The sequence below is a fragment of the Paenibacillus sp. JZ16 genome (genome assembly GCF_015326965.1).
Classification (GTDB): Bacteria; Bacillota; Bacilli; order Paenibacillales; family Paenibacillaceae; genus Paenibacillus_AQ.
Genome location: NZ_CP017659.1, coordinates 2,626,950 through 2,644,908, shown reverse-complemented (window position 1 = coordinate 2,644,908; position 17,959 = coordinate 2,626,950). Strand labels below are relative to the sequence as shown.

The following is a 17,959-nucleotide window of genomic DNA, read 5'->3' as shown; positions in this document are numbered from 1 at the left end:
AATTGAGGAGATCCTAGAATGAACAGTTCTCTGCGAACAGTTTGGCCCATGGAGATATGTGATCCGAGCGGGCTGCGCGAAAATCCCGAACACGGCAAAAAAGACCACGACACCTACGGGGTCATGGAACGCGGGATGACGATGGTTATTGATAAAGGCCTGGGTAGAAACATGTTCTCAGATGTGATTGAAACAGCCTCGGATTACATCGATTGTGTCAAATTCGGTTTTGGGACGGCTCCGCTGTATAAAACGGAAATGCTGCTATACAAAATCAATCTAGCCAAACAACATGGAATCACGGTCATGCCCGGCGGGACCTTGCTTGAGACAGCCGTGCAGCAAGATGTCGTCCCCGCATTTTTTAATACCGTTTGCCGTCTTGGATTTAACGCGATAGAAGTATCTGACGGCACGATTGAGATGTCGCGAAAAAAACGAACGGAACTCATTCGGGAAGGTAAACAACGCGGACTTCGGGTTTTTACGGAGTATGGTAAAAAACAATCCGGTTCCCACATCGACGCCGAAATGCTCGCGTATACGATGGAAGCGGATTTAGACGTAGGCGCGGAGTTTATCATTGTTGAAGCGCGCGAGTCTGGACTAGGCATCGGTATTTACGATAAGCATGGCGAGTGCCAGGAAGAAATGATAAATAATATCATCGACAACGTGTCGGATGCAAGAAAGCTGATTTGGGAGGCACCTCTTAAGCAGCAGCAAGCGATGCTTCTCCGCAAATTTGGATCTCATGTACATTTGGGAAATATCCAACCCACCGAAGTGCTTTCCCTTGAAACGATGCGCCGGGGTCTTCGGCAAGATACGTTTGAACTCGGGGTGAGAGAGAAACAAACCGATGGATTTTGTTACGTAATTTAAACATAGACCAAACCACAAGAGAATGTTAAATACTAGAGGGCTGCCTATGGATATCTCCAGAGTCAGCCTATACATATTTTCGTTAAAAAGATCTATCCCGGTATCCCCTCCAGGGAACAAGCATACACTTAAAAAAGCAGGACTAGCTTGTTACTCTAATCGATGAAGGATGATTCCGTGTGAACTTACAGATCCTACCCGGGCGGAAGAGCCCCTTTTTCTATCGTCATGCTTCCAAGAAACTTTTCTACATTACCGCCGGCTCCATCATTCAAGGTTTTGCCATGGCCATGTTCTTGTTTCCTCACGCCATTCCTTCGGGAGGAGGAGCAGGGATCGCGGTGCTTCTGAACCATGCGTTTGAGATCCCGATGAGTCTCGGACTGTGGCTGGCCAATTTTATTTTCCTTGCCTTTACAGTCCCTTATCTTGATGGAGTCAGTGCCTTCGGGACCATATTTGTTATAACAGTGACGTCCGTTTCCGTTAATTTCTTCGAGGTGTTCCTAGAACCCCCGTTCGGCAACGTATGGATCGATCTTCTATTCGGCTCGGTTATTCTCGGAACAGGTGTCGCCATCCTCATAAAGCAGAGGGTATCGAATGGGGGAATCGGTTATGTTGCCTTAGCCATTTATAAGTATAAAAGAATCAACCCGGGCACCTCATTGTTCTGGATGAATGGAATCATATTCGCTTTCGCTGCCTATGTGATCGATTGGAAAATTATTATCCTTGCAGTTGTATGCCAGTGGATATCGACCCGGATCATTAACTGGATTCACCAGTTCCCTCCCCCGAAATCGGTCTATCAACCCGCTTGGCGCAAAAAGTGATTCTGTATACGTGTAAGAGTGATTGACAAATCTAACAAAAATATGGAAATTTGGGTCGTACGACCTATATTAAATGAAAAACAATGTAAGTTATAGTTTGAATAAGTCATAACATGTTTGGATATTCGACAAATTCATACTCTTCGTACGACAATAGCAAACCCGCTGAAAAGCGGCGACGCAAAGCTACAGGGGCTAATGTGGATCTACTTAAGACCGTGATGCCAGCCAGCTGCCGAATACGACGGAAGCCTCCGTCTCTTCTTACTAGTTTTTCCACCTATGTCTTTAAGCTGATGGAGGCTATTTGTGTTGTTTATTAAATTTTATGAAAGGGGGACCTGTACTAGTCTTAACAGTCTTATCTACCTGAAAAGGGACTTTAAATATATTGAAAGGCAGGTGAATCGTAGATATAATTTTCGGCACACAATCGAATCGTTTCGTACGATAATAGCAAACCCACTGAAAAGTGGCGACGCAAAGCTATAGGGGCTAATGCGGATCTGCCTAAGACCGCGATGCCAGCCAGTTGCCGAATACGACGGAAGCCTCCGTCCTATTTTGCTATGGTTATCTTAATGGATGGTGGTTTTTTATTGTTTATTTTCGCTTATAAGCTACCGAATTCAGAAGCGGAGATGACTAGAAGATCGATTTCATTATTAATCACTTATTCTTAAAAGGAAGAAGGGAAAATAATGGGCCGTAGAACACTGCTGGAAGCAAACGATCATTTTCCTAATATCCTCAGTATGTCTGAAATAAAAGGAAGGTTGATTGAACGGAAAGAAATTTTATATTTGCTGCAAGAGGAAACCAGGAATATGAACGATTTGCTGTCCATACCTTATTTATTTGTTATAACAGATACGGATGGTGCCGTTATCGATTATTGCGGCACGGATTTGTTAAAAGGATATTTTGAAAGAAATAATATAAAAAAAGGCACATCATTTGCGATGAAAACCGCAGGGGTCAATGCCATTTCTTTATCGATGGAAAATCAATCGGTTTCTGTCGTAATTGGTACCCGGCACACCAACCAATTGTTTGCCGAGCTGTCATGTGTATGTACGCCAATTCGAATAAAAAATGTGATTATAGGCTACCTTGGCCTGAGTTTTCATTATTTACACGAGGTTACATTTGCCATACCACTCATTGAACACCTGGCTAAAAATATTGAAGAAAAACTGCCTCAAAAGGACCCCATTCTACAAAAAGAGCTGACTTATTCTCACTTTGACCAATATGAATTAACAAATCGTGAGAAAGAGATAGCTTATGGATGGCTGGAAAATAAAAACGTACCTGAAATTGCGGGCATTTATGGGATTAGTCAAAGCACGGTCCGTACTTTTATTAAAAAGATATACGCAAAGACGAGCGTTAATCATAAAGGAGCATTCCTTAGGAAATTTACTTAAAATTTAAATTAAAATACATAAGTATAAACTACCCAATTTTGGGTATTTTTTTTGTTTAAGTCGAATTTTATACTTTAAAGTAAGTTGTCGTTGAAGGATTAATGAACATTTTGACAATTTCATACTTCGTACGACAATAGCAAACCCATCGAAAGGTGGCGACGTAAAGCTACGGGGGCTAAGGTGGATATAAACACTATGCCAGCCAGTTGCCGAATACGACGGGACCCCAGTCTATTTAATCATGGCGGGGGGTTTTTGTGTTTTGAGTGATATTGCTAAAGGTGGTGAAAAAATATAAAAATGTCTAATTGTAGTCTTCAGAAGATTAGAGGCAAACTATCTCACCAAATATCGTCAGCAACCTATTCTACATATTTATGCCTGTAGGGATGTCTTCTTGGGAGGAAAATCTAGAGTATGGACAAAACTAACAAAAAACATTTACTTGATGATGTTGAGACGAAGATTAATCAAGGTCTTTTCTCTGAAGCATTTAATGCCCTTTATCATGGATTAGACAGCATACGCAGACATTCTTCAAAAAAAGATTGGAAGCAGTTTATTGCCCAATATCGTCAACATGCAGTAAGCTATTTTTTCTTACAAGAACCGTTTTCTCGTCGAGCATTTGACAAACCGCGCGGTTATGCTGGTGATCCCGTAATGATGGATTCCATCTATGACTTCGACAAAACAGCACCGCCACCTTACGAGGGCAGACAAGCAGAAATTTCCGAGCTTCTCAACTACGAGCTTAATCGTATAAGTTATGCAAATGATGCTGTTCGCGAAAGAAAACGTATATTTTCCAGCAAGATTGACGAAACAGCAGAACGAGTTGCGAACCCTTATATTCTCTCTTTTCCTAGCGGCCATTTGAGAGAAGTATTGGAAAGTGTCGCGGTTAAGAATAAACGCATTGGGAAATTTGTTGCTATTGATCAAGATCAGGAGGCCCTTTCGGTTGCAGCGGAAATCATAAAAGACTTTGGCGAAACGATTCCTGCCTCCATAGTTGACATCATTGAAAATGAAGTGCCTCTTCCTGGATTTGATTTTATATACAGTGTTGGTGTATTTGATTATCTGCCCAACGGAGTTGCCAAAAAATTAGTTAACGAATTATTTAATTTGCTCAATCCCGGAGGTCGATTGTTAATAGCCAATTGGCTTCCTGATACCCCCTCTATTGCTTATATGGAGGCAGCGTTGGATTGGTGGATCACTTACCGTACCAAGGAGCAAATGCAAGAGTTAACCGAAGCTATACCAGAAGAAGATATTCATCATATTGATATTTTTGTGGAAAAATACGAGGTTGTTGTTTTTATGGAAATTGAGAAGGCGGGAGAAGTGAATTCTTTCAAAAGGAAAGGGATGGAACTATTGAAACTGCATGAGGTACGCAAGCAAATGTCGACTCCATTGGGAGCTCCTGCTTATCCTGTTGGACCTTATCATTTTCGTAACCGGGAATACCTGAACATTCTATATCGTACCGACACGGAAGCCTTGAGACGTGTAGTCCCTGAGCCGCTTGAAATTGATGAGCCTTTAGTCAAATTTGAGCTCATGTACATGCCGGATGTTACCGGTTTGGGGGCCTATACAGAATCTGGCCAGCTGATACCGGTGAGCTTTAATGGGGAGAAGGGTGAATACCAGCACGCGATGTATGTGGACAGTCTTCCTGCGATCGCGGCCGGACGTGAGATCAGCGCATATCCGAAAAAACTGGGCTCTCCAAAACTGTATATTGATTCGGACACATTAGTCGGTACGCTGGACTACGGGTCTTTACGTGTAGCCACCGCAACGATGGGATATAAACATCAGGCTCTCGACCCGGAGCAGGCCCGCCAAGAGATTTGCCAACCGACATTTATGCTCAAAATTGTGCCGAACTATGATGGAACTCAGAAGGTATGCCAACTGATGCGTACTCAGATCAAAAATCTGACCATTCATGGTGCCTGGACGGCCCCAGCCCGGCTGCAATTGTTTGCCCATGCGTTGGCCCCACTGGCAGATCTCCCCGTGCTTGAGGTTGTATCAGCTTCGCATATTGTTACTGATTTGGGGTTATCCGCGCCGGATGTCATTTATGACTATTTGGCGGAACATTGAAAGTGGATGGGGGGATTAGAATTTTAACCGGAAAGAATTTTTTAGTAACAGGCGGTTCGAGAGGTATAGGAAGAGCAACAGTAATAAAACTGGCCGAGCAGGGAGCTAATGTTACTTTTACGTATAAAGAAAATGAAGCTGCTGCAATGGAATTGTGTAATTACGTGGTGGATAAAGGAATCGGGAAAATAACCTGTATTCAAGCGGATTCAACCGATCCTTTAGTCGCTTCCGAAGTACTAGAAACGGTCTGTAAAGATAATTCTCAACTGGATGGTTTGGTAGTTAATGCTGGAATCACTAGGGACAGTAATTTGGTGATGATGGATGAAGAGAGCTGGAGTGAAGTGATTTCTACTAATCTAACGGGGACTTTCAATTATTTAAAAGCAGCATCATTTAAGTTTATTCGACAACGTTCAGGTTCAATCGTTTGTGTTAGTTCAGTAAATGGTTTGATTGGAGTGCCTGGACAAGCTAACTATTCCGCTTCAAAGGCTGGTCAAATCGCATTGGTTCGGTCACTCGCACTTGAAATAGCGAGATTTAACATCAGGGTTAATGCAGTTGCACCTGGTTATATCAATACAGATATGTATCAATCCATAAGTGAAAAAATGAGGCTTTCCAAAGAGAAATCTATTCCTCTGGGAAGGCTCGGAGATCCGGAAGAAGTTGCAAATGCAATATGCTTTCTATTATCAGAACAGTCTTCATATATAACAGGTTCGGTATTAAATGTAGATGGTGGTTGGAATGCATAAGTATTTTAAATGAATTTTATACCTGGAGGGAATTAAAAATGGAAACAAAAGAACTGAGAGATGAATTGACAAAGCTGGTCGCAGACGTTATTGAAATCGATGAATTCGCAGATGATGACAATTTTGTAGAGGATCTGGGTGTCGATTCCATGGTGGCCCTGGAAATTGTGTATGAAATAGAGAAGAAACTCAAAGTCGTTATACCGGCAAAGCATATCAAAGAGATGGAGACCCTAAATGATGTCATCAAGATGGTTAGTGAAAAATTAGATTCAAAATCATAATTTGTGGGGGATTTATAATGGCTAACAGAGTTGTAGTAACTGGGCTAGGTGTAATATCACCTATAGGTGCGGGAGTTCGGGATTTTTGGGACAAGCTTTGTCAGGGACAAAATGGAATATCAGAAATTACAGCTTTCAATGTAAATAAATTCACGGTTACTCGCGGAGGAGAAATTAAGGACTTTAATCCCGTTCAATTCCTGGCCAATACCCATGCAAGTAAATTAGCCAGAACTTCTCAGCTAGCAGTTGCTGCAGCTCAAATGGCTAAAGATGATGCCAATATTACGTCATTTGCGGATAAAACAAGAGTTGGTGTGTGCATAGGAACTACGATGGGAAACCAATCCATCGTTGAAGATGATCACGATATTAGAATCAGTAATAACCCGAATACTATACCGCCGTCGATCTTCGCATACCCGGATTCATATATATCCGGCAGTGTCTCAAAGCATTTAGGGGCGGAAGGGCCATCTATTACAATCCCTACAGCATGTGCTGCCGGAAATTATGCCATTGGGCAGGGCAGTGAATTAATACAAAGCGGCGCTGCGGACATTGTCTTTGTTGGTGGCTCGGATGGATTATCACGAAGCTGTTTTGCGCTTTTTCACAGATTGGGGGCAATGGCGCCGGATATTTGTCAACCATTTGATAAAAACCGCAAGGGTATGATGGTAAGCGAAGGGGCTGGAGTGTTAGTTTTAGAAAATCTGGAAACTGCCCTAAAACGAGGCGCCCCGATTTATGCCGAACTGCTTGGTTATGGTCTTTCTTGTGATGCTCACCATCCGACTGCCCCACATCCTGAAGGATTAGGCGCACAAATTGCAATGAATAACGCATTGAAGGATGCAAAAATCAAGAAAGAACAAATCTCTTATATTAGTGCTCATGGAACAGGCACACCTGCCAATGACTCAACCGAATCCAAGGCATTGCAATCCGTATTTGGATCATTATTAGATCAAATTCCAACCAGTTCCATAAAATCAATGCTGGGTCATACCATGGGGGCGGCCAGCGCAATTGAAGCAGTAGCGAGCGCTTTGTCTATAAAACATCAAGTGCTGCCTCCCACCATGAATTATTCGACCCCGGATCCGGAATGTATTACAAATGTTATCCCAAATAAGAGTATCGACAGTTCTGTTCATACCGTTCTTAGTAACTCTTTTGCTTTTGGAGGCAACATATGTTCAATAATATTAGGAGAGATCGATAATGTGGAATGATAATGATCCGGTTGTAGTGTCAGGTGTGGGATCTGTATCCGTGTTTGGAACGGATAAGAATCAATTTTGGGAGCGTCTTATAGGGGAGTCAGATTCAAAAAGTACAAGTCCAAAAAGCAATGACTTTCTAGACCTGCCTGTCATTGAAACCATTTGTGTTGACCATTGGAACCCGGAAGAGTTAATCGGCAAGCGTGGGTTAAAATATCTATCACTCAGCACACAATACCTGTTGAGCGCTGCAGTGCGATGCTGGCAAGATGCCGGATTGGGTGACCTCAATCCAGCATGGGAATCAGAGGCCTTGGACTTGGGGGTCGTTGTGGCAAGCAACTTTTCCGGACTCAAGGCCATTTCAGATTATGATTATACAACCATTACTGTGGGCCCCCAATCTGTAAGCCCAATGCAGGCGCCAAATACCATAGCCAACGCTCCAGCTGCACAACTTGCTATTAGAATGAATGCCTGCGCATTCAACACTACGATTGCTACTGGACAATGTGCTGGACTTGATGCAATAGCTTACGCTGTTTCATCCATCCATAAAGGACAAGCTAAACAGGTTTTGGTAGGCGGGGTAGAAGAGATCAACGAAAGAGTTTTATGGATTTATCAAAATTCTAATGTTCTGCCAAAAGAATATTCAGATAGAGCCGGCAAGCCCTTTTCTTCAGATAGTACGGGATGGATACCGGGAGAAGGTGCTTCGGTTATTTTGTTGGAAAAATTATCACATTGCCTGGAGCGTGGAGGAACTCCACTGGGAAAAATAGCTTCATATTCCACCACTTTCGCTGTTGATGAAGATTCGCGCATTCATGCCATGGAAAGAGCGATCGGGCAAGTCTTCGAGCAGGCGGATAGGGTTTTCAGTGAAACAAGTGGGATCATCTCAGGAGCCAGTGGGTTTTATCCGCAGGATAGGGTGGAAATGAACGCAATTCATAATTTATTTGGATCCGCGAATCCGGATATTCCCATTAGTTCACTTAAAGGGACGATTGGCGAAACATACGGAGCATCTGGAGTGTTCCAGGCAGCAGCAGGTTTGATGGCGCTTAACAAGGGCATTTTACCAAAAAGCATAGCTCTTTCAGAGCTTAATCATCGTGATCTGGAAAAAACTCCGATTTATTTAACATCGAATGATATAAGGGATACTAAAAAACAAAACATAGTGACTACATCACAAGACTTGTCAGGGATAACGAGTTGTCTGATGCTTGAAAGTGTCTGATGAGAGGGAGGTTGGCTACTTATGAGACTAGGCTCCAATGAGGTCAGATCTCTCTTGCCACAGGATTATCCTTTTATTTTCGTAGATTCGGTACTGGATTATGAAGTCAATGATCATATCACATGCTTGAAAAATGTAAGTTTCAATGAATGGTTTTTTCCAGGGCATTTTCCTGACAATCCAATTTTTCCGGGTGTTTTATTAATCGAAGGTATGGCTCAATCCCTCATTTTGCTTCATAAATTATCAATTTGTAAGACAGAAGACTCTGAGAAGAAAATCTTCCTGTTTACCGGAATTAAAAAGGCAAGATTTTTAGATAAAGTCAAGCCAGGCGATCAAATTATATATACATGCAAGTTCACAAGAGTCATCGAAAATGCAATCTTCGCCGAGGCTGAGGCCATGGTAGGGGATAAGGTTGTTGCAAAAGCTGAATTAAATGGTTGTTTCAGCGATTAAGGAGATTTTATCGAAAAGAATGTGTTAATCATTTATCTTCAATTAATAAATATAGTTTCTTATCACAAAAGGTTGGAAGCCTTTTATGACCTATGGACTTTAAAAGAGAGCTTTATAAAAAGCAGTGGGTAAGGCCTTCATATACCTTTGAACACGTTTAATCTTGTTCACGAGGATAATTTTTTAGTATCATCCATATATTTCGATGAATCAACTTACTATTTCAGGCAGTACGATACGATTGCTAATTATAAGCTTTCTGTTTGTTCAGCCAGCCCTGATTTTGCTAGTCATGTCATACATGTTCGACCTGAACAATTCATTTCCTATTTTTCGAAAATCCATTTGTTGATGGTTGATTAACAAATTCAGGAGGTAGAAAATGCCGGGCTTATTAAAAGGGAAAAATGTGGTTGTTATGGGGATCGCGAATGAGCGAAGTATTGCTTGGGGGATTACAAAATCCTTACATAATGCAGGAGCAAATTTAATCTTTACGAACAAAAGGGAACGATCCTATAAAAAATTGGTTAAGTTACTGGACGAACATAACATAACCCCCAAGTTAATTGTTTCCTGCGATGTAGCGAGCGATGATAGCATTCAGGAAGCCTTTACTAAAATCAAGGATGAAGTCGGTGTGATTCACGGACTTGTTCACTCCATTGCTTTCGCCAGGGGTGAGGACCTTGAAGGAGAATTTACAGACATTTCTCGTGACGGCTTTTTACTGGCACAGGAAATTAGCGCTTATTCGCTTGTAGCTGTAACAAGAGCAGCAAAGGAGCTCATGACTGAAGGCGGAAGTATTGTTACGCAAACTTACCTGGGTTCAGAACGAATACTGTCTGGCCTAAACTATAATGTGATGGGAGCTGCTAAAGCGGCTTTGGAAGCAAGTGTGCGTTATTTGGCAGATGATGTCGGAAAATACGGTATACGTGTTAATGCTGTATCTGCTGGTATTGTTCCTACCTTTTCGTCTAAAGTTATTTCCGGCGTTGAAAAGAAAATGCATGACATCGAGGATAAGTCCCCCTTGCGTCGAGGTGTTGACCAGGACGAAGTCGGAGATGCAACATTATTTTTTATTAGCGATCTATCAAGAGGCGTCACCGGAGAGATCTTACATGTTGACTCAGGATTTCATATTCTCGGCGGTTGACATCATAATTACTGGAGATCGAGTCGGCCAAGGATGGGAGGACAGATATGAGCTTTAAGAAAACCGTTGAATCAACAGAAACAAGTAACCATTCATATCCATTTCGACCTGTGGGGCCTTCATTTTCCCGACCTGAACTTGAGGTGTTAACGTCAGGAAAGATTTCAGATATATTAGGAGAGCGATTCAAATTCCAGGACAAGTATGCTCATCAAACGCGTATGCCCAAACCCCCGCTGTTATTCGCTGATCGGGTTCTCGGTATGGAAGGTGAGCCGGGCACTCTTGGACTTGGTAAGATATGGTTTGAAACAGATGTTTCGAAAGACTCATGGTTTTTACATGATGGTTATATGTCATTAGGTCTCATGCTTGAATCGCTGGTAAACCCTATTACACTGATCATGTCCTCGTTGGGTATCGATTCATATAATAAAGGGGAACGCCTTACACGGTTAATAGGCTGTAAGTTCATGTTTCATGAATCGCTTGTTAAGCCTGATTCTACAATTACATCCGAACTTACTGTGGATGGTCACGTCAATAATGGCGAGATGTGGCTGACCTTTTTCCACACTGACTGTTATGCCGCAGGACAGAAACGCTTGACCGTGCGAAAAGGTCAGGTAGGTTTCTTCACTAAAGATGAATTGCTTGGAGCCCGTGGTGTGAAATGGGATGCTGAAGCTGCACGCTTTAATGCAGACGCCAGACGGGATACTCCTGTTGTGGTTTGCGAACATCGCTCTTTCACCAAGGAACAAGTAAGCTTATTTTCCAAAGGGCGTACTGCCGAATGCTTCGGAAATGGATATGAAATGGCATTTACGCACACAAGATCACCGCGTATTCAATCGGGAAAAATGCTCATGATTGATGAAGTAGAATGCTTTGATCCGCAAGGGGGACCTTGGGGGTTAGGTTACTTAAAGGCCAAAAAGGAAATTCAGCCCGATGAATGGTTTTTCTTGTGCCATTTCCATAACGATCCAGTTATGCCGGGTATGCTGCAATTTGAAGGCTGTCTGCAAGCGATGGCAATCTATCTCGCTGGACTTGGGTTTACGCTGGATAAGGATGGATACCGTTTTGAGCCTATTCCTGAGGTGTTGTATGAGGTGCAATTGCGGGGACAAGCGGCTCCAACCGCCAGGGAAGTGATCTACGAGGTATTTGTCGAAGAGGTTCATGGTGGAGATGAACCCAAATTATATGCAGATTTGTTGGTCACTGTGGATGGATTAAAAGTTTGTTATTGTGGAAGGATGGGATTGCGGCTCGTTCCCTGTTTACCAAGATAGGCTTAAGCTATAATTTAATGGGCTTAAGTGCTTTGAAAGTAAGTTTGTTGGCTTGTCAAGTCCTACCTAAATTTGTTGATCTATAGTAAAAAAGCCTGAAACACAAAAAACGACAAATAGTGATAAACTACCGCAAAATTGAGTCATTAGCACCTAACTTATGGATTATTTGTATTGTAACTTTAAGGAAATGATAAATTTACCAATTAAATAATATGCTCGTACGATAATGGCAAACCCATTGAAAAGTGGGGACGCAAAGCTACAGGGGCTAATGGATTTGCTGAAAAAGCAAGTACTACTGCCAGCCAGTTACCGAATACGACGGATTCCCCGTCTGTTTAGCGTTCGCTATTTGGACGGGTTTTTCTTTTTTTAGTTTTATTTCAAATTTTAAATAATGATAGTCCAGGCATCAAGCCTTGTCTATAGATGAGATGAATCTTCAAGGAGGGAACGCCATTTGAACAAATAAAGAATACATAGTAGGAGCCCGTGAGTACATGATGACGCTAGGAAACTAACGGCTATTTGCTCATACTGGCCGAACTGATTGGGATCATTCCATGAGTCATAGTACGGATTCGATTCGATTTGGTAAGCAGTGTATTAAAATTTGAGGCTCACTACAGTCCAATGACGGCCAAGACTAACAACGATTGGAGGGAGATGTTTGAGCAGTATTCATTCTGGTACGAGCACAAAATTGATCAAGCGTTTGTTTATCCAGTTTTGTGTATTTTTAGTTGCTTTAGGCGGGATATTTCCTTTACAGCCATCTCAGGCTCAGGCCGCATCCTTTTCGATTAATGACACTGATACTTATATTATATCCGGGAATGCTATCTACCAGATCGACGGAAATAATCCGGGCGAGCTAGACCCAAAGGCAAGCCTAGCACTTAACAACTCACTCCTCATTAATAATGGATTAGCGATGTCCATGACGGAAAATGCCTTCTACGCATTTAGCGGAAGTGGCGGCATCAATCGGCTGTATAAGATTTCAGAAACGGGTGCTACTACACAGGTAGCCACGTTGACCGGAACAGCAGCAAACGCCGTAATTAGCCCGGATAGTAAATACTATTATATTTACACCGAAAATGGGGAGAATTATCTCGCATACTACGATATAACAACAAATCAGCAAGATCGTAAGGTTATTACGGGCTTGACAAGTAGCAACGGTGGCGACATTCTTTATGACAAAAACGGGTTTATTTGGCTTTTGGATCTTGTTGACCAGGTAAAGGTCTATCAAATCGATCCGGCAACGGCAGAAGTAATACGTTCTGTTCCTATGGTAAGTGCAGACGGCCAATCCATCGATCCTGGACCGCGGGCTCTTAGCTTCCTGCCGAACGGGAAAATGTATGTGGGCGCTGGAAACACCAACACGCTCGTATACGAACTTGATCCAGAAACACTTAGCTATCGATTCCTGAGCTCTACAAATATTGAGATTACTTACGATGCCGCTTCGCGTGTCATTCCTAATTTCGATCCAAATCCTCCTCAACTTGAATCGCAGAAATCGGCGAAGATTCAAGAAAAAGCGGATGGAAACACCGTTGCGGACCAGCCTGAAGTGGGAGATACGCTGCTATACACGATTCAGAGTCGAAATACGATCTCCGAAAGTCTGATTCGAAACATGGTTATCTCGGATACGATTCCGGAAGGCTTGGAATATGTTCCGGGTACACTGACAGTGGAGGGGCAACCGGTCAGTGATGATCGAGATAATGATCAAGGCGATTTTGTCGATTCTACAGTAACCGGAACGATTGGCGATGTAACCGACACTGAGTGGCATCGTATCACTTTTCAAGTGAAGGTCACTTCGGGTCAAGCCGGTAAGAGCATCGAAAATGTAGCAACTGTTACGGGCGACAATCTAGATATGCCTGATGAGCCGAAGAATGCGATTGACGTGTATCCACTTAATCCTCCAAATGCTTGTTCATCACCAGTGGCATTGATTAATGGTGAATTTGAAAAGCCGGAGGGACCTGGTACTTTTGATAACTCGGTAGCCGGAGGCGGTTACTACTATGCAGACACGGTTCCAGGGTGGAATACGACGGATACTAACCGTACACCAAGAGGGATCATTCAAATCATGGACCCTGCCCGACCAAGCACGATACCTTCAAACACTCCGAATCAGGACAATCTTACGAGTAGATTTGCAGAATTAAATGCGGATACAAATAGTATGCTGTATCAAGATTTACCAACTGTACCAGGGCAGACAATCTATTGGCGCTTAGATCACAGAGGATATAGTGGCGTGGACACGATGAGTGTTAATATTGGACCGGTTACGAACGATCCATTCAATACCACGCCAGAAATAAAGAGAATTTCAACTGGGACTGCATGGGAAACTTATTCCGGGAGTTATACGGTTCCTGCAGGTCAAACAGTAACACGTTTTGGATTTAAAGCAATTAGTACATCTACTGGAGCCTTGGCTTTCGGTAATTACCTGGACAACATCTTCCTGGGAACTGAACCATGTGTTATCGCAGAGAAATCCGTTTCTCCTGCTGGAGAAGTTTTTGAAGGCGATGAACTTACTTACGAAGTCACAGTTAAAAATGAAGGCGGAGACGTTGCCGCAAATACCGTCTTTGAAGACGTCATTCCTGCGGGCACGGAATATGTTCCAGGCTCCATGAGAATGGTGAGCGGGACCAATACCATTGATCTAACCGATGCAGATGATACAGATGCAGGACACTTTGACGGCAGCAAGGTGATCGTTAGGCTCGGAAATTTGCAGAATACCAATGACTTGCCTGACGGCATCACAGTTCAATTCAGAGTGAAAGCATTATCCAGCCATGTCGGCCAGACGGTCACCAATCAAGCGACTGTTGATTATAAGAACTTACTGGCAGGCAAAGAGGAAACGATCGATTCTAATGAAGTGTCGAGTGGTATTCTCGAAAGAGAAGTCATTGATGCTTGCGCTAGGCCAGTTGCAATGATCAATGGCAGTTTTGAGCAAGGCGCTGTCCGGGGAACTGCTGTTAATACGTCCGGACTCTACTATTATGAATCCGAAGTACCTGGATGGAAGACCACGGATGATGCTAACGGTTATCCAGTCATTGAACTATGGGACTGGGAGCGAAATAATCCTGCGGTTGTAAAGAACTGGCCAGCTCCCCCGGACGGCGGGAAATGGGCGGAACTAAATGCTTATGAAAACGGGATGCTTTACCAGGATGTGAAGACAACCCCTGGACAGACCATCTATTGGCGCCTATCCCATATGGGACGGCAAGGGGTTGACACGATGCAGCTTCGTATTGGAGCAGCAACGGCTAACCCGTACGACACCAAAGTTCAAGAACAAATGACGGACGGTAACAAAGCATGGGGAACCTATACAGGCACGTATACGGTCCCAGCAGGACAAACGGTCACTCGCTTCGGCTTTGAGGCGGTGAGTACAGCAAGTGGAAACATTGGAGCTGGAAACTTCATCGATGATATTTTCCTTGGTACGTCGCCTTGTGTGACAGCTAACAAGACCGCATCTCCACAAGAAGTGAGTGCCGGCGATGAAGTAACCTACGAGATTCAGATCAAGAATGAAGGCGGAGACATCGCCGCCGATGCAAGCGTGACGGATCTGATTCCGCAAGGAACGGAATATGTCCCTGGCTCCATGAAATTGATCCTGGGCTCGACCACCAAAGACCTGACGGATGCCGACGACACCGACGAAGGTCGCTTTGACGGCAGCCAGGTCAGCATTCAGTTAGGCGACTTGGCCAATACGAGCCAATTGGCTGACGGCGTTACCGTGCAATTTAAAGTCAAGGTTCTAGCAAGCGCCGCCAATCAGCAAATTAAGAACAAAGCACAAATCAGCTATAACAACTTACTAACAGGCGACACGGAAGAGAAGGAATCGAACGAAACCACCACGACGGTCCGTTTCAATCCTCCTGTTCTGGAGTCCAGCAAAAATGCCGTCCTTCAAACGAAGGCTGCCGGAAACACGGACCCTGGTAACCCTGAACCAGGCGATACGTTGCGGTACACGATTCAGGCACGGAATACGATCGAAAAGAGCTTTGTCAGCAGCTTGGTTATCTCGGACGATCTGCCGGCAGGACTGCAATATGTACCGGGCAGCCTGAAGGTAGACGGCGCTGCCGTCACGGATGACGCAAGCGATCAAGACAGAGGTATGTATACCGATGGGCAAGTTATCGGCCTGTTCGGGGATATTACGGACACCGAGTGGCATACGCTGGAGTTCGAAGCGATTATTGAGCCTGGACAAGCTGGCAAAAATATTCGAAATACCGCTGTAGCCGGTGGCGAGAATGTGAGCACACCGAGCGAGTCCGAGGAAGAAGTTCAGGTTTATCCGCGTCATCCGGTTGTGGAATCGGAGAAAATTGCAGAAAACCTGAATGCGGGCAAAACCCATTTCGAAGTCGGGGATACGGTTGTCTACACCATTCGGGCAAGAACGGTGACACAGGATGCGTATATCTCGAATTTGAAAATTACGGATACACTCCCGGCAGGACTGGAATACGTGCCGGGCACCTTGACCGTGGATGGCCAATCCGTCACCGATGATGAAGGCGACGATGAAGGCCATGTGGTAACCCGCTCCGTGTACGGAGGATTCGGCGATATCTGGGATGAGGATTGGCATGAGCTTCAGTTCCATGCAATCATCCAATCCGGACAAGCCGGCAAGGATATTCGGAATATTGCCGCTGTCACCGGCGATAATTTCGACGAGCCTAGTGAGCCGGAAGAAGAAGTCAAGGTCTATCCGCGCGATCCAGTGATCGTATCCGAGAAGTCCGCAATGAATCTTGAAGCGGGCAAGCAAACATTCGAAGTCGGGGATACCGTTACCTATACGATCCTGACAAGAACGGTGCTGGACGATACGTATATGTCCAACCTCGTCATATCGGATACGCTGCCGGCCGGTCTGGAATATATTCCGGGCAGCTTGAAGGTCGACGGTGTTTCGGTCACCGATGACCAGGACAGCGACAAAGGCCATTATGCTTCAGGTCAGGTTGTCGGTAACGTCGGGGATGTATGGGATACGAAATGGCATACGCTGGAGTTCCAGGCGAAGATCGTAGCGAACGCCGGAGAATCGATTCGTAACACCGGTGAAATTACCGGGGACAACATCGATCAGCCGAGCCGCCCAACGGATGAGATTGTGGTTGAGGAAGGCGACACGCCGCCGGTGGACCCACCGGTTGATCCGCCAGTCGATCCACCCGTCAATCCACCGGTAGATCCAAATCCACCGGTCACACCGCCTGTAACACCACCAACTCCGTCTTCTCCAGTCATCGAATCACGGAAGACGTCGCGGGATCTCAATGGCGGCAGCATCACGGTCGGCGATACGCTGGAGTATACGATCTCCGCACGCAATACCGTTTCGGGCAGCTACGTATCGAACCTTGTGATTGCTGACCTCCTGCCGGAAGGGCTTGCGTATGTAGCAGGCAGCCTGAAGGTGGACGGCGTCTCCGTCACCGATAACGCTGATGGCGACAAAGGCCAGGTTGTTAACGGCAAAGTGAGCGGTAACTTTGGACGGATTACGGATACCGAATGGCATACGATTGAGTTCAAGGCAACCGTCAAGGCGGGACAAGCCGGTAAAGCGATCGTAAACATCGGTGAAGTCACAGGTGATAACGTGACAACTCCGGAGAAACCATCCAATGTCATTGAAGTGACGGACAACGAGAACAACGGTGGAAATACGACGAACCCGGGTGGAACGGGTGATTCCGACGGGGATTCGAATGAAGACCCGAACGGAAACTCGAACGAAGACTCTGACGAAGATTCTAACGGGAACTCAAATGAAGACTCGAATGGAGACTCCGACGGGGATTCGAATACTGGTGCACAAACACCGGAAGATCATGACGATTCAACATTAGGCGTATCGGATTCGACTCCACGAGATCCGGCTCAATCCGGAGATCAGGCAACGAACGAGCCTAACGGAAATAAATTGCCGAATACGGCTACGAATATGTACAGCTACATGTTAGCGGGGTGTATCCTCTTGCTTGCAGGTTTGCTACTGCTAAGAAAAAGAAGAGGATAGACTAACAACCGGCGGCTCCCCAAGTAAACCTACTTGGGGAGCCGCTGTCTATTTAGTTGTTGTGGTTATCATAATGGTTCACTAAGAG

The 17,959-nt window shown here is 44.5% G+C and carries 12 protein-coding genes, 1 pseudogene and 4 riboswitches; all 13 genes and pseudogenes read left to right on the top strand.

Annotated elements, in window-relative coordinates:
* Positions 1-18: 18 nt before the first annotated feature.
* The 13 genes and pseudogenes from BJP58_RS11890 (at position 19) to BJP58_RS11835 (ending at position 17,871) form a co-directional block, all read left to right on the top strand.
* Positions 19-885, top strand: coding sequence for a phosphosulfolactate synthase (locus tag BJP58_RS11890; protein ID WP_194544090.1), 867 nt, complete (start codon positions 19-21; stop codon positions 883-885).
* A gap of 191 nt (positions 886-1,076) precedes the next feature.
* Positions 1,077-1,721 carry a YitT family protein gene (locus BJP58_RS11885; protein ID WP_074961973.1) on the top strand — a complete coding sequence of 215 codons (645 nt, stop codon included), beginning with the start codon at positions 1,077-1,079 and terminating at the stop codon, positions 1,719-1,721.
* Between the two features lie 145 nt (positions 1,722-1,866).
* Positions 1,867-1,961: riboswitch (cyclic di-GMP riboswitch) on the top strand.
* 205 nt (positions 1,962-2,166) lie between these two features.
* Positions 2,167-2,261: riboswitch (cyclic di-GMP riboswitch) on the top strand.
* Positions 2,262-2,422: 161 nt separating this feature from the next.
* Entirely contained in the window at positions 2,423-3,151 is a 729-nt protein-coding gene (locus tag BJP58_RS11880; RefSeq protein WP_194544089.1) for a helix-turn-helix transcriptional regulator, read from the top strand.
* A 128-nt stretch (positions 3,152-3,279) separates the two neighbouring features.
* A riboswitch (cyclic di-GMP riboswitch) is annotated at positions 3,280-3,368 on the top strand.
* Positions 3,369-3,571: 203 nt separating this feature from the next.
* Positions 3,572-4,303: pseudogene (locus BJP58_RS34120) on the top strand (class I SAM-dependent methyltransferase); the annotation flags it as partial.
* 228 nt (positions 4,304-4,531) lie between these two features.
* The gene (locus BJP58_RS11875; protein ID WP_194544916.1) at positions 4,532-5,281 is read left to right on the top strand and encodes an acetoacetate decarboxylase; all 750 of its coding nucleotides are present in this window, start codon (positions 4,532-4,534) and stop codon (positions 5,279-5,281) included.
* Positions 5,282-5,283: 2 nt separating this feature from the next.
* Positions 5,284-6,045: a 3-oxoacyl-ACP reductase FabG gene (gene fabG, locus BJP58_RS11870; RefSeq protein WP_233355050.1), complete on the top strand. Its 762-nt coding sequence runs from the start codon at positions 5,284-5,286 to the stop codon at positions 6,043-6,045.
* Positions 6,046-6,083: 38 nt separating this feature from the next.
* Entirely contained in the window at positions 6,084-6,329 is a 246-nt protein-coding gene (locus tag BJP58_RS11865; RefSeq protein WP_194544088.1) for an acyl carrier protein, read from the top strand.
* Between the two features lie 17 nt (positions 6,330-6,346).
* Positions 6,347-7,567 carry a beta-ketoacyl-[acyl-carrier-protein] synthase family protein gene (locus tag BJP58_RS11860; protein WP_194544087.1) on the top strand — a complete coding sequence of 407 codons (1,221 nt, stop codon included), beginning with the start codon at positions 6,347-6,349 and terminating at the stop codon, positions 7,565-7,567.
* Entirely contained in the window at positions 7,557-8,807 is a 1,251-nt protein-coding gene (locus tag BJP58_RS11855) for a beta-ketoacyl synthase N-terminal-like domain-containing protein (RefSeq protein WP_194544086.1), read from the top strand. The genes BJP58_RS11860 and BJP58_RS11855 overlap by 11 nt, the downstream gene beginning before the upstream one ends.
* A gap of 21 nt (positions 8,808-8,828) precedes the next feature.
* Positions 8,829-9,269 carry a 3-hydroxyacyl-ACP dehydratase FabZ gene (gene fabZ, locus BJP58_RS11850; RefSeq protein WP_194544085.1) on the top strand — a complete coding sequence of 147 codons (441 nt, stop codon included), beginning with the start codon at positions 8,829-8,831 and terminating at the stop codon, positions 9,267-9,269.
* Positions 9,270-9,651: 382 nt separating this feature from the next.
* Positions 9,652-10,434 (top strand): enoyl-ACP reductase FabI, encoded by a 783-nt coding sequence (gene fabI, locus BJP58_RS11845; protein WP_194544084.1) that lies wholly within the window; start codon positions 9,652-9,654, stop codon positions 10,432-10,434.
* Positions 10,435-10,481: 47 nt separating this feature from the next.
* A complete protein-coding gene (locus tag BJP58_RS11840) occupies positions 10,482-11,735 on the top strand; it encodes a hotdog family protein (protein WP_194544083.1) in 1,254 nt (417 codons plus the stop codon).
* A gap of 221 nt (positions 11,736-11,956) precedes the next feature.
* A riboswitch (cyclic di-GMP riboswitch) is annotated at positions 11,957-12,055 on the top strand.
* Between the two features lie 623 nt (positions 12,056-12,678).
* Entirely contained in the window at positions 12,679-17,871 is a 5,193-nt protein-coding gene (locus BJP58_RS11835; RefSeq protein WP_194544082.1) for an isopeptide-forming domain-containing fimbrial protein, read from the top strand.
* The last annotated feature ends 88 nt before the right edge of the window (positions 17,872-17,959 follow it).